The organism is Amycolatopsis heterodermiae, assembly GCF_034929455.1.
GTDB lineage: Bacteria > Actinomycetota > Actinomycetes > Mycobacteriales > Pseudonocardiaceae > Amycolatopsis > Amycolatopsis heterodermiae.
Window position 1 is genome coordinate 1624562 of sequence record NZ_JAYFSI010000001.1, and the last position, 11738, is coordinate 1636299.

Sequence of the window (11738 nt, forward strand, 5' to 3'; positions counted from 1 at the left end):
CTCTATCACTCGGTTGTCAGTCGCAATGCCGGTCAGGAAATCGCCTTGACCGCGGCCAGGACCTTGGTCTGCAGCGACTGCGGGATCGGCACGTAGCCCTTGGCGGACAGCGGCTGCTGGCCGTCGGTGGCGGCCACCGTCAGGTACGCCTTGACGGCCTTCGCGACGTCCGCGTTCGCGTACTTCGAGCAGACGATCTCGTAGGTCGTCAGCAGCAGCGGGTAGGCACCCGGGGTGTTGCTGGCGTAGATGCCGTTGAGGTCGAGCGCGAGGTCGTTCGTGCCGTCCTTGAGGAACTTGGCCGCCTCGAGGGACTTCGCCACGTTCTCCGAGTTCAGCTCGACACCGCCGGAACCGCTGTCGATCAGGGCCGGGGTCAGGCCGTCCTTGGCGAACGCGCCCTCGACGTAGGTGATGGCGCCGTCGGCGGCCTTCACCGCGGTCGCGACACCGTTGGAGCCCTGCGCACCGTTGCCGACGCCACCGTTGAACTTCTTGCCGGCACCCTTGGTCCAGTCGGCCTTCGCCGCCGCACCCAGGTACTTCTGGAAGTTGTCGGTGGTGCCCGACTCGTCGGAGCGGGAGACGACCTGGATGGCCTTGTCCGGCAGGTTCGCGCTCTCGTTGCCCTTGACCGCCTTGATGGCCGGGTCGTTCCACTTCGTGATGCCACCGCTGAAGATCTTGGCGATGACCGACGGGGTCAGCGTCAGCTTGTCGACACCCGAGAGCTTGTAGGCGACGGCCACCGGGCCGACGACCATCGGGATGTTCCAGGCGTCACTCGCGCAGCGCTTCTTGGCCGCGTCGAGGTCCGCACCGGTGATCGGCGAGTCCGAGCCGCCGAAGTCGATCTGGTTGGCGTTGAACTGCTTGACGCCGGCGCCCGAACCGCTGGGGTTGTAGTTGACCTGCTGGCCCGAGCACTTCTTGCTGTACTGCTGCGTGAAGATGTCGATCGCGTTCTTCTGCGCGGACGATCCTTCCGCGGACAGCGGGCTCTTGCCACCGCACTCCACGTCGGCCGTACCGGTGGCGGCCGGAGCGGCCGCCGAGGACGAGCCGCTGCTGTTCGACGCCGCGGGGTCGGAACCACAGGCGGCGAGCACGAGGGCGGCGCTCGCCACGATGCCCACCGCGCTCAGGGGCCGCATGATCTTCACTGCTGTTTCCTCCATCAGGAGCTTGACCGGAACACCCGCGGCGTGGTGCCGCGCCGGATCCGGACATTAGGCAGCCCTGGTGGACGGTCGGCCGTGAACAAATGAACGCAAAGTGAACAAGGGCGCCGGTGTGAGCAGTGCTACTACTCTGAAAGGGTGCCGTGTCCTGGCCGTGACCTGCGGGTTTGCCCACAGTGACGGAGTGCTTGCACGGCGTCCAACGTGGTCACCGACCGTACTGCACGTCGGTCTCGTGACGGGCGAACCCGAGCTTCGTGTAAACGGCCAGCGCCGGAGCGTTGTCACCCTCCACGTACAGGATGATCTGACGCAACCCCTGGCTCGCGAGGTACCGCAGCCCGGCCAGCGTCAACGCCCGGCCGAGACCCCCGCCCTGCGCCGCGGGATCGACGCCGACGACGTACACCTCGCCGACGCGCTCGCCGTCGAACCGGCCCGGGGTGGCCTCGTGCACCTTCGTCCAGTGGAAGCCGATCACCTCGCCGTTTTCCTCGGCGAGGAAGAAGCCGGCCGGATCGAACCACGGCCGCCCCTCGTCGGCGCGGACGTCCTCGGCGGTCAGCGCGCCCTGCTCGGGGTGCCAGTCGAAGGCCCGCGCGTTGACCCGCACGACGGCGTCCTCGTCCTGGCCCGGCACGAACGCGCGCAGCGTGACGCCGTCGCGCAGCGTCGGCTCCGGCCAGTCCGCGCCCTCGACGGTGGTGTGCAGGATCAGCAGTTCGCGCTTGCGCTCCAGCCCGGCCCTCAGCGCGAGCTGACGGGCCGCGGGGTGGTCGCCGTGCGCCCAGACCCGGAAGCCGACCGCGGCGCGCTCGTCGAGCGCCTGAAGCAGCTTCGCGCCGCACCCGCGGCTGCGGTGGGCGGGGTGCACGAACAGCTCCGCGACCTGGTGGCCGAAGGAGTCGCCGGTGGTGTCGAGGTGGGCGTACCCGACGACGTCGCCGTCGACGCAGGCGACGAGGTGCTCACCGCCGTCGAACTCACCCGGCAGCGCGCCCTCGGGCTCGACCTCGGGCCGCCCGTCCGCGTCGCGCACGGCCAGCAGCAGCTGCCGCACGTCCGCGAGCTGCTGCCCGTCCAGTTCCTGGCGCCACTCCCCGTCTCCACTCACCCCGTGACCGTACCCGGGACCGGAGCAACGCGAAGGTCGTGCGAAACGTCCTTCAGAGCGTGGGGGACCTAGCGCGCGAGTTCGGGGGTGTCGGCCGGCGCCTCGGCGGGCGCCTGCACCGGCACGCTGCCGCGCGGCGCGCCCTTGGCGGGCCGCTCGAACTTGTACCCGACGTTGCGCACGGTGCCGATCATCTGCTCGTGCTCCGGGCCGAGCTTGGCGCGCAGCCGCCGGACGTGGACGTCGACCGTGCGGGTGCCCCCGAAGAAGTCGTAGCCCCAGACCTCCTGCAGCAGCTGGGCGCGGGTGAAGACCCGGCCGGCGTGCTGCGCGAGGTACTTGAGCAGCTCGAACTCCTTGTACGTGAGTTCCAGCGTGCGCCGCTTGAGCCGTGCGGTGTAGGTCGCCTCGTCGATGACCAGCTCGCCGACCCGCAGCTCGGCGTCGACCTGCGCGGAACCGCCGTCGCGGGTCGTGACCAGCCGCAACCGGGCGTCGACCTCGGCCGGGCCGGCCGTCGGCAGGAGGATGTCGTCGGTGCGCCATTCGGCGCTGACCGCCACCAGCCCGCCCTCGCCGACGACGGCGATGATCGGGGTGGACGCCTCGTCCTCGCCGGTGCCCTTGAGCAGCCGGCAGAGGCTCTTCGCCGAGGCCAGGTCGCTGCGCGCGTCCAGCAGGATGACGTCCCGGTGCCCCGCGTCGAGCAGGGCGGTCACCTCGGGAGGACGGACGCGTACGGTGTGCGGCAGCAAGTCCAGCGCGGGAAGCACCGAAGTGGCGTCCGCTTCCGCGGTGAGTACCAGAAGGTCCAGGCTCATGAGCCGCACCGCCTTCTCAAAATCGTCGCCTCACGGTGGCGTTAGTCGGTGCTAAGTGAGAATAGCGGCTCGACGGCCGGGTACCTAACCCTTGCTGGATCGATCACACCTGGAGAAACCCCCGGTGCGCCCGACGAACCCCGATGATCCCCGACGAAACAGGAGTACGGACGCGATGGTGAGCAGGCCCGTGACCCGGGACGACCGACCCGCACCGAGGCCGGACGCGCGACGCCGCGGCCGCCGGGGCCGTCGCTGGGTGATCGCCCTGGTCGTGCTGGTGCTGCTGCTCGTCGGCGCCGATTTCGGGGCCGCCGCGTTCGCCGAGCACACGATCTCGCAGAAGGCGCGCGAACAGCTGCAGCTGACCGACGACCCGTCGGTGACGATCCACGGCTTCCCGTTCCTCACGCAGGCGCTGGGCGGTGACTACAGTCACATCAGCGTGTCGGCCGCCGGTGTGCCGGTCGGCGACAAGCTGCAGGACGTCGCGCTGAACGCCGAGCTCGAGGACGTCACCGCGCCGCTGTCGGACCTCACCAACGGCAACACCAAGGCCATCACCATCGGCAAGCTGACCGGGGCGGTCACCATCAAGGCCGCCGACCTGGCCCGCATCTCGCCGCTGGACAAGATCAAGGACCTGCGGATCGAGCCGGCGACCACGGACTACGTCCAGAACGGCGACTCCGGGCAGAGCGAGCCGACCCCGACGACCACCACGACCGCCGCGGACGGCCAGACCGTCGACGAGTCGAGCACGGGTGTCCGCATTTCGGGACACCTTCAGTTCGCGGGCAAGGATCTGGAAATCTTCTGCTTCGCGATGATCGAGGCGGACGCGAAGGCGGGAACGATCACCTTCGCGCCGAAGCGGCTGCAGTTCGGGAATGACCAGGAGACCACGGTCGTTCCCCAGGCGGTGCAGAAGGCGCTGCTGCCGAACTTCAACGCCTCGATCGCGACGAAGGACCTGCCGCTGTCGGTGACCCCGACCGGCGTGCGGGTGCAGAGCGGATCGGTGACGATCAAGGGTGAGGCGTCGAACGTCTCCTTCGCGGACCTGAGCAAGTAGGAGTGGCCGGTGACGGGGCTGTGGGTGCTCGTGGCGGTACTGGTGGCCGGGACGGCCGCCGGGCTGCTGCTGCGGGCCCGCAACGGCCGCGTGCGCGAGGCGCGGGACGCCGGGCCCGTGCGTGAGCTGCCCGGCCCCGTCGCCGCCGTCCTCGACCCGGCGTCCGCCGTGACGCTGGTCCAGATCTCCACCACCTTCTGCGCGCCCTGCCGGCACGCGAAGGCCGTCCTCGCGCCGCTCGCCGAGCGGACCGAGGGCCTGCACCACGTCGAACTCGACGTCACGAACCAGCCCGAGGTCGCGCAGTCCCTCTCCGTGCTGCGGACGCCGACCACGATCGCGCTGGCCCCGGACGGCCGGGAGCTGCTGCGGGTCAGCGGCGTCCCGAAGGGCGCGGAGCTGCTGGAGGCGCTGCGCCCGCATCTCACTCTGCGGACGTCCTGACCGGGCCCGTGTCCCATCGGGCGGGAATCGTCCCAAGGTATGAACGTGGTTCCCACTCTGAGGGAGCTCTGGGTACCCTCGCACCCGTGACCGGGCTGACCACCTTCTTGACGCAGCGACGCGCAGTCGACCTCTGCCGCGTCCGCAGCAGCCTGTGTCGTGTTCAGCCCGACCGGCGCTGAACGACGTCTTCTCATCGCTTCGGTCCCCAGCCAGCCCTGATGCCGCTGACGCGTGCCGGATGCACGCACCTTCTCTGCTCCAGCTGGAGGAACCATGTCCGCCGGACCGGCCGTCGACCCGCGTGGCCCGCGGTTCGCCGCCATCCTGACGACGATCGTGCTCGCGGTCGTCCTGGTCACCCAGTGGTGGCCGCTGCTGGCGATCCAGACCGTCGTCTTCGCCATCGGAGCGTTCGTCGGGCTCAAGCCCGCGCCGTACTCGCTGGTGTACCGCTACCTGGTGGCCCCGCGCCTCGGCCCGGCCACCGAGCGGGAGGACGCGGCGCCGCTGCGGTTCGCCCAGGCGGTCGGGTTCGTGTTCGCGCTGGTCGGGACCCTCGGCTTCGCGCTCGACGTCACCCCGCTCGGCATCGTCGCGACGGCGTTCGCGCTGTTCGCCGCCTTCCTCAACGCGGCCTTCAACTTCTGCCTGGGCTGCGAAATGTTCTTGCTGATCAAACGCTTCAGTCCCGCCCGCGCGTCGTCCTGAAGTCCTAACCCAGAAAGAGAGTTCATCTCCATGAGCCGTGAAGACGTCCTGGTCACCACCCAGTGGGCCGAGGAGAACCTGGACACCCCCGGCGTCGTGTTCGCCGAGGTCGACGAGGACACCACCGCCTACGACGGAGGCCACATCCGGGGCGCGGTGAAGTTCGACTGGCGGAAGGACCTGCAGGACGGGGTGCGCCGCGACTTCGTCTCCAAGGAGGGCTTCGAGAAGCTCCTGTCGGAGAAGGGCATCTCGAACGACGACCGCGTGATCCTCTACGGCGGCAACAACAACTGGTTCGCCGCCTACGCGTACTGGTACTTCAAGCTCTACGGCCACGACAACGTGCAGCTGCTCGACGGCGGCCGCAAGAAGTGGGAGCTCGACGGCCGCGAGCTGAACTCCGACGAGGTCAAGCGCGACACGACCGACTACAAGGCCAAGGACCAGGACCTGACCCTGCGCGCGTTCCGCGACGAGGTCGTCCAGTCCATCGGCGCGAAGAACTTCGTCGACGTCCGGTCGCCGGACGAGTTCTCCGGCAAGCTGCTCGCCCCGGCGCACCTGCCGCAGGAGCAGTCCCAGGTCCCCGGGCACATCCCGGGCGCGCTGAACGTGCCGTGGGCGAAGGTCGCCAACGAGGACGGCACCTTCAAGACCGAGGGCGAGATCGAAGAGCTGTACAAGGACCAGGGCATCGACGCCGGCAAGGGCACCATCGCCTACTGCCGCATCGGTGAGCGCTCGTCGATCGCGTGGTTCGCGCTGCACGAGCTGCTCGGCTACGACGACGTGAAGAACTACGACGGTTCGTGGACGGAATACGGCTCGCTGGTCGGCGTGCCGGTCGAGTTGGGAGCCAAGTGATGGCGGTCGACGACAGCTGCGGCGCACCGGTCCAGGAGGCCACGCCGGCGGACTACGACACCAAGGGCCAGGTCGTCCTGGCCGGCAAGGTGACCGGCGCGGACGGGCCGGTCGGCGGCGCGTTCGTCCGGCTCCTGGACGGCGGCGGCGACTTCACGGGCGAGGTCGTCTCCTCGGCCGACGGCGACTTCCGCTTCTACGCGGCACCGGGCGAGTGGACCGTGCGCGCGCTGCACCGCAGCGGCAACGGCGAAGCGTCCGTCACCGCGGAAGGCCCCGGCCTGCACCAGCTGGCCATCTCGGTCGCCTGACGTTCAACGGTCCGTGAAGGCCACCTTGAGGGACTCTGAGTCCCTCAAGGTGGCCTTCACGGCTTTCCGGCGGCGGCCAGGACGCGGGTGGTGTAGTCCCGGAGTGAGGGGCACGTCTCGATCGGGTGGTCGCGCGGGCAGCGCAGGAAGTGGTTGAGGAACGTCTCCGCGATCGCGAGCGTCCGCTGCTGCTCGACCAACTCGGTGATCCGGTCACGGACCACGGCCCGCCAGTCGCCGTGCTCGGGGCCGCGCAGCACGGCGGCGATCTCGTCGAGCGTGCAGAGGCCGGTGTCCTGCAGCATCTTCGCCGCGGCCAGCCGGTGCAGCTCGTCGGGCCGTAGAACCGTGACCGTGCTCACCGCGGTGACCCTGCGCCGGGCCGGGTGAGCGGCGGCGGACTATCCTGCTGGGCGTGGAAGCTCTGTTTACGACCTTGCTGGTGCTCGCCGGCGTCGCGATCACCTGGTTCGCCGTGTACGTCGTCTACCGGCTTTACGCGGACCAGCGCTGACCCATGACCGACAGCGGCGACGACGCCATCGCAGCAGCGGACATGCGCGCGCAGAGCACCCGCACGCGCAACCTCCCGTTGTGGGACGACCTGCCCATCCCCAACGACACGGCCAACCTGCGCGAGGGACCGGACCTCAACGAGGCCTGCCTCGCGCTGCTGCCGATGGTCGGTGTCTGGCGCGGTGAGGGCGAGGTCGACTACCCGACCATCGAAGGCCCCCGCAAGTTCGCGCAGCAGCTGACGATCGCGCACGACGGCCGCCCGTTCCTGATCCACGAGTCGCGGTCCTGGCTGCTCGACGACGAGGGCAACGTCATCCGCCCCGCCGCCCGCGAGTCCGGCTTCTGGCGGCCGCAGGCCGACGACACGCTCGAGCTGCTGCTCACGCACAACACCGGTCTCGTCGAGCTGTACTACGGCAAGCCGCGCAACCAGACGTCCTGGGAGCTGGGCACCGACGCGGTGATCCGCACGGCCAGCGCGAAGGAGGTCAAGGCCGCCCAGCGGCTGTACGGCCTGATCGAGGGCTCGCTCGGCTACGTCGAGGAGCGCGCGATGATGGGCCAGGAGCTGCAGCCGCACACCTCGGCCCTGCTGCACCGCGTGGTCGGCTGACGGCACCCGGCATGCGCTGGCGGCGGTGTGGCGAGGACGCCGCCCTGCTGGACTGCGATTCGCTCGACCAGATGCGGGCCGCACACGCGACGCTGCTCGCGGCGCGCCCGGACGGCGTCACCGACGTCGTACCCGGCGCGCGCAGCCTCCTGGTGGTCGGCGACGTCGCCGCGGCACGCGCGGTCCTGGACGGCGCCGACCTCACGCACCCGCCCGACGGCGACCCGCGCGAAGTGACCCTCGACGTCCACTACGACGGCGACGACCTCGCCCTGGTGGCGGCCGACGCGGGCTGTTCCGAAGACGCCGTCGTCGACCTCCACACGGGCGCCGGCTACACGGTCGCGTTCACCGGCTTCGCGCCCGGTTTCGGTTACCTGACCGGACTTCCGCAGGCGTTGCGGCAGCCGCGCCTGGATTCCCCGCGCACCCGCGTCCCGGCCGGGTCGGTGGGGCTCGCGGGCGAGTTCACCGGCGTCTACCCCCGCGAGTCCCCGGGTGGCTGGCGGCTGCTCGGGCACACGACCACGCCCCTGTTCGACGCCCACGCCGACCCGCCCGCCCTGCTCGCACCGGGCGACCACGTGCGGTTCCGGAGCGTCCGGTGAGGTCGCTGGAGGTCGTTTCGCCGGGCGCTCTCGCGCTCGTCGAAGACCTCGGCCGGCCCGGGTACGCGCACCTCGGCGTGGCCCCGTCGGGTGCGCTGGACACGGCGTCGCTGCGGCTGGCGAACCGGCTCGTCGGCAATCCTGAGGGTTCGGCGGGCATCGAAGCCCTGCTGGGCGGCCTTTCGGTGCGGTTCACGACGTCGGCGACGGTGGCGGTGACCGGCCCCGCGGTCCCGGTCGACGTCGACGGCCGTCCCTTCGGCTCCCACACGCCGGTCGCGGTCCGAGCCGGCCAGACGCTCACCCTGGGCACGCCTGCCGCGGGGCTGCGCTGCTACCTGGCCGTGTCCGGCGGGATCGACGCCGAGGAGGTGCTGGGCAGCCGTTCCCGCGACGTCCTGTCCGGCATCGGCCCCGCGCCGCTGCGACCCGGTGACGTCCTGCCGCTCGGCCCGGTCCGCGGGGTTCCGGCGGGCGCGGACGTCGTCACGCCGGCCGCGGCGCCCGCGAGCCTGGTGATCCCGGTGACGCCGGGCCCGCGCGAAGACTGGCTGGACTCCCCGGCCGAGGGCCTGTCAGCCTGGTGGACGGTGACGCCGGAGTCGAACCGCGTCGGCCTCCGCCTGGACGGCACCCCGCTGCGCCGAGCCGCGCAGTTCGCCGAGGCGGAGCTGCCCAGCGAGGGAGTGGTCACCGGGGCGATCCAGGTCCCGCCGAGCGGCCTGCCGGTGGTCTTCCTGGCCGACCACCCCACCACCGGCGGCTACCCCGTCGCGGCGGTGGTCCGGACCTCGTCGCTGAGCGCCCTCGCCCAAGCACGACCCGGCACGCGAGTGCGCTTCCGGGTGACGTGAAAGGTCTGTACCGCCACGCGGGTGAGACCCGGGTCACGCGGTGCACCCGTCCGGGTAGGGGCTGGAACCATGTCGCGCCGCCGGCCGTCCTGATAGCTGTGGAACAGGTGACGATCAGCGGTGGCACGGGTTTCCTGGATGTGAACAAGCGCGCGCGGGCGGAGCTGCCCCAGGCGTTGCGGATCGCGCTCGCCACCGGGCAGCTGCGACGTCCGCTGGCCACCACGCTCGGCCCGGTGCTCGACCTGCTCGTCGACGGCGACTACCGCGTCAGCGGCCCGGAACGCGTGCCGGACGGTCAGTCCCTCACTCCCACCGACACCTGGCCGCCGTCCGACGAGGCGCGCGTCGGCTACTACCGGACCGCCATCCGCACCGGCCACCGGCCGGTCGCCGTGGTCCTGGGCGACGGCGAACGCGAACTGATCCTCGACGGCCACCACAAGATCGCCGCCTACCGCGCCGAAGAGATCGCGCCGGCGGTCGTGCGGATCGCTCAGGCGTACTCGGCTTCGTAGGCCGCCACCAGCTCGGCGTAGACGGCCGACGAGTCGGGCAGCCGCGCGCCGTCCAGCGTGTGGACCCGCGTCAGCTTGCGGACCGAGGACGCCATGAACACGCCGTCACCCTCGACGAGGTCACGCACGCGCAGCGGCTCCACCTTCACCGACCAGCCGGCCTTCTCGGCGCCGCGGAACAGCGCGGCCTGGGTCGTGCCCGGCAGGATGCCGACGCTCGACGGCGGCGTGAAGAGCGTCCGCCCCTTCGCGAGCACCACGGTCGCCGTCGGGCCTTCGAACACCGAGCCGTCGGCGGCGGTGAAAATCACATCTTCGGCGTCACGGCGGCGGGCTTCGCGCAGCGCGGCCATGTTCATGGCGTACGACAACGGCTTCGCGCCCAGCAGCAGCCACGGCGCGCGCTCGGCGAGGTCCGGCGGGAAGCCGCGTTCCAGCGTGACCGCGGCAACGCCCTCGGCACGCGCTTTCAGGATCGACGGCGCGACCTCCGAACCCAGTGCGAAGCCGGTCGGGACGGCGTCGGGATCGCCGTCGGAACCCCTGGTGTACACCAGTTTCAGCACCATTTCGGGGCTGCCGGTCCAGTGGTCGAGCACGAGCGAAACCGCCCGCTCCCAGGCCGCGAGATCGGGCTCCGGCAGGTCGAGCATGGCCGCCGAACGCGCCAGCCGGTCGAGGTGCGGCCGCAGCTCACGGGGCTTGCCGCCGACCACCAGGATCGTCTCGAAGACGCCGTCACCGCGCATCAGGCCGAGGTCGTCGACCTTGATCTGGGCGGTGTCCGGGTCGGCCAGGGTTCCGTCGAGGAAGACGAGCACGCGCATTCCCACACGGTACTGTGCCGACCGGTATCAATCCGACCACAGTCACGGCCGATGGCTTTGCGGCGACGGTCACGTGCCGCCCGGGGTGTCGGCCTCCTTTTGGCCGGATTGATACTCACCTAGGCTGGGCGGTATGCCGTACCGCTCGCCGCTGCTGGACGTGCCCGGATCCATCCCCCCGCCCGACGACCACCCCGAAGCCGGCGTCCCCTGGCACTGGGGAGACCCCTTCGCGGAGCAGCGCACCGCGTCGCGCGGCGTCGTCGTGATCGATCGGTCACACCGCGAAGTCCTGGCCGTGACGGGCGAAGAGCGGCTGTCGTGGCTGCACCTGGTGATCTCGCAGCACGTGACCGAGCTCGCCGAAGGGTCCGGCACCGAGGCACTGGTGCTCGACAGCCAGGGCCGCGTCGAGACGCACATGGTGGTCGCGCACCTCGACGGCACCGTGTACCTCGACACCGACCCCGGCACGAGCGTCACCAGCGCGCTGCCGAAGGGCGGCCCCCAGACGCTGCGCGAGTACCTCGAAGCCATGAAGTTCTGGTCCAAGGTGGACATCCGCGACGCGACCGAAGAGTTCGCGCTGCTCACGGTGCTCGGCCCGGACAGCGAGCGCGTGCTGAGCGCGGTCGGCGTCGAGGTCGGGCCGGAGCCGTACGCGGTCGCCGCGTTGCCCGGTGGCACCGGCTTCGCGCGGCGGATGCCGTGGCCCGGCCGGTTCAGCGTCGACCTCGCCGTGCCGCGCGCCGAGCTCGCCGGCTGGTGGAAGAAGCTCACCGACGCCGGCGCGCGGGCGGCCGGGAGCTGGGTGTTCGACGCGCTGCGCGTCGAGTCGCTGCGGCCGCGGCTGGGCGTCGACACCGATGAGCGCACGATCCCGCACGAGGTGGGCTGGGTCGGCTCGGCCGCGCACGTCGCCAAGGGCTGCTACCGCGGCCAGGAGACCGTGTCGAAGGTGCACAACGTCGGCCGTCCGCCGCGCAACCTGCTGCTGCTCCACCTGGACGGCTCGCCCGAGATCCGGCCGGAGCCCGGCGCCCCGGTGCTGCTCGACGGCCGCACGGTCGGCCGCGTCGGCACGGTGATCCAGCACCACGAACTCGGCCCGATCGCGTTGGCCCTGGTCAAGCGGTCGACGCCGGTGGGCGCCGAGCTGCTGACCGGCTCGGAAGACGACCTCGTCCAGGCGGCGATCGACCCCGACTCCGTGCCTTCGGAACTCCCGGCGCCCGGGCGGGCCGCGGCGGCGCAACTTCGTGGCTGATCAAAAAC

The 11738-nt window shown here is 71.0% G+C and carries 15 protein-coding genes; 10 read left to right on the forward strand and 5 right to left on the reverse strand.

The window, feature by feature from the left end; translation table 11 throughout:
• Nucleotides 1-32: 32 nt before the first annotated feature.
• The 3 genes from pstS to VA596_RS07965 all read right to left on the reverse strand — a co-directional run bounded on the left by pstS (nt 33) and on the right by VA596_RS07965 (nt 3116).
• The gene (pstS, locus tag VA596_RS07955; protein WP_323324665.1) at nt 33-1163 is read right to left on the reverse strand and encodes a phosphate ABC transporter substrate-binding protein PstS; all 1131 of its coding nucleotides are present in this window, start codon (nt 1161-1163) and stop codon (nt 33-35) included.
• A gap of 226 nt (nt 1164-1389) precedes the next feature.
• Nucleotides 1390-2295 carry a mycothiol synthase gene (gene mshD, locus VA596_RS07960; protein WP_323324666.1) on the reverse strand — a complete coding sequence of 302 codons (906 nt, stop codon included), beginning with the start codon at nt 2293-2295 and terminating at the stop codon, nt 1390-1392.
• A 68-nt stretch (nt 2296-2363) separates the two neighbouring features.
• Nucleotides 2364-3116, reverse strand: coding sequence for a winged helix-turn-helix transcriptional regulator (locus VA596_RS07965; RefSeq protein WP_323324667.1), 753 nt, complete (start codon nt 3114-3116; stop codon nt 2364-2366).
• 175 nt (nt 3117-3291) lie between these two features.
• On the opposite strand from VA596_RS07965, the gene VA596_RS07970 reads away from it, so the two are divergent.
• The 5 genes from VA596_RS07970 to VA596_RS07990 all read left to right on the forward strand — a co-directional run bounded on the left by VA596_RS07970 (nt 3292) and on the right by VA596_RS07990 (nt 6524).
• The gene (locus tag VA596_RS07970; protein WP_323324668.1) at nt 3292-4191 is read left to right on the forward strand and encodes an LmeA family phospholipid-binding protein; all 900 of its coding nucleotides are present in this window, start codon (nt 3292-3294) and stop codon (nt 4189-4191) included.
• A 9-nt stretch (nt 4192-4200) separates the two neighbouring features.
• Nucleotides 4201-4635: a TlpA family protein disulfide reductase gene (locus tag VA596_RS07975; protein ID WP_323324669.1), complete on the forward strand. Its 435-nt coding sequence runs from the start codon at nt 4201-4203 to the stop codon at nt 4633-4635.
• A 276-nt stretch (nt 4636-4911) separates the two neighbouring features.
• Nucleotides 4912-5346 (forward strand): DUF4395 domain-containing protein, encoded by a 435-nt coding sequence (locus VA596_RS07980; RefSeq protein ID WP_323324670.1) that lies wholly within the window; start codon nt 4912-4914, stop codon nt 5344-5346.
• Nucleotides 5347-5376: 30 nt separating this feature from the next.
• The gene (locus tag VA596_RS07985) at nt 5377-6213 is read left to right on the forward strand and encodes a sulfurtransferase (RefSeq protein ID WP_323324671.1); all 837 of its coding nucleotides are present in this window, start codon (nt 5377-5379) and stop codon (nt 6211-6213) included.
• Complete coding sequence (locus tag VA596_RS07990; protein WP_323324672.1) at nt 6213-6524, forward strand: DUF1416 domain-containing protein; 312 nt, start codon at nt 6213-6215, stop codon at nt 6522-6524. Before VA596_RS07985 ends, VA596_RS07990 begins: the two co-directional genes overlap by 1 nt.
• A gap of 56 nt (nt 6525-6580) precedes the next feature.
• Here the strand turns inward: VA596_RS07990 and VA596_RS07995 are convergent, their stop codons facing one another.
• Nucleotides 6581-6886: a MerR family DNA-binding protein gene (locus tag VA596_RS07995; protein ID WP_323324673.1), complete on the reverse strand. Its 306-nt coding sequence runs from the start codon at nt 6884-6886 to the stop codon at nt 6581-6583.
• A gap of 155 nt (nt 6887-7041) precedes the next feature.
• On the opposite strand from VA596_RS07995, the gene VA596_RS08000 reads away from it, so the two are divergent.
• The 4 genes from VA596_RS08000 (at nt 7042) to VA596_RS08015 (ending at nt 9636) form a co-directional block, all read left to right on the forward strand.
• Complete coding sequence (locus VA596_RS08000) at nt 7042-7656, forward strand: heme-binding beta-barrel domain-containing protein (RefSeq protein WP_323324674.1); 615 nt, start codon at nt 7042-7044, stop codon at nt 7654-7656.
• A gap of 11 nt (nt 7657-7667) precedes the next feature.
• Nucleotides 7668-8264, forward strand: coding sequence for a 5-oxoprolinase subunit B family protein (locus VA596_RS08005; RefSeq protein ID WP_323324675.1), 597 nt, complete (start codon nt 7668-7670; stop codon nt 8262-8264).
• Nucleotides 8261-9118 (forward strand): 5-oxoprolinase subunit C family protein, encoded by an 858-nt coding sequence (locus VA596_RS08010; protein ID WP_323324676.1) that lies wholly within the window; start codon nt 8261-8263, stop codon nt 9116-9118. Before VA596_RS08005 ends, VA596_RS08010 begins: the two co-directional genes overlap by 4 nt.
• Before the next feature lie 98 nt (nt 9119-9216).
• On the forward strand, nt 9217-9636 hold the full coding sequence (locus VA596_RS08015; RefSeq protein ID WP_323324677.1) for a hypothetical protein: 420 nt from the start codon (nt 9217-9219) through the stop codon (nt 9634-9636).
• Here the strand turns inward: VA596_RS08015 and VA596_RS08020 are convergent.
• A complete protein-coding gene (locus tag VA596_RS08020) occupies nt 9615-10463 on the reverse strand; it encodes an aminodeoxychorismate lyase (protein ID WP_323324678.1) in 849 nt (282 codons plus the stop codon). The genes VA596_RS08015 and VA596_RS08020 overlap by 22 nt on opposite strands.
• 133 nt (nt 10464-10596) lie before the next feature.
• On the opposite strand from VA596_RS08020, the gene ygfZ reads away from it, so the two are divergent.
• The gene (ygfZ, locus tag VA596_RS08025; RefSeq protein ID WP_323324679.1) at nt 10597-11730 is read left to right on the forward strand and encodes a CAF17-like 4Fe-4S cluster assembly/insertion protein YgfZ; all 1134 of its coding nucleotides are present in this window, start codon (nt 10597-10599) and stop codon (nt 11728-11730) included.
• Nucleotides 11731-11738: the final 8 nt, after the last annotated feature.

Coding starts and splice junctions, on each gene's coding strand:
- VA596_RS07965 (WP_323324667.1), bottom strand. CDS start 3,116: ATGAGCCTGGACCTTCTGGTACTCACCGCGGAAGCGGACGCCACTTCG.
- VA596_RS07970 (WP_323324668.1), top strand. CDS start 3,292: ATGGTGAGCAGGCCCGTGACCCGGGACGACCGACCCGCACCGAGGCCG.
- VA596_RS07980 (WP_323324670.1), top strand. CDS start 4,912: ATGTCCGCCGGACCGGCCGTCGACCCGCGTGGCCCGCGGTTCGCCGCC.
- VA596_RS07985 (WP_323324671.1), top strand. CDS start 5,377: ATGAGCCGTGAAGACGTCCTGGTCACCACCCAGTGGGCCGAGGAGAAC.
- VA596_RS07990 (WP_323324672.1), top strand. CDS start 6,213: ATGGCGGTCGACGACAGCTGCGGCGCACCGGTCCAGGAGGCCACGCCG.
- VA596_RS08000 (WP_323324674.1), top strand. CDS start 7,042: ATGACCGACAGCGGCGACGACGCCATCGCAGCAGCGGACATGCGCGCG.
- VA596_RS08005 (WP_323324675.1), top strand. CDS start 7,668: ATGCGCTGGCGGCGGTGTGGCGAGGACGCCGCCCTGCTGGACTGCGAT.
- VA596_RS08020 (WP_323324678.1), bottom strand. CDS start 10,463: ATGCGCGTGCTCGTCTTCCTCGACGGAACCCTGGCCGACCCGGACACC.
- ygfZ (WP_323324679.1), top strand. CDS start 10,597: ATGCCGTACCGCTCGCCGCTGCTGGACGTGCCCGGATCCATCCCCCCG.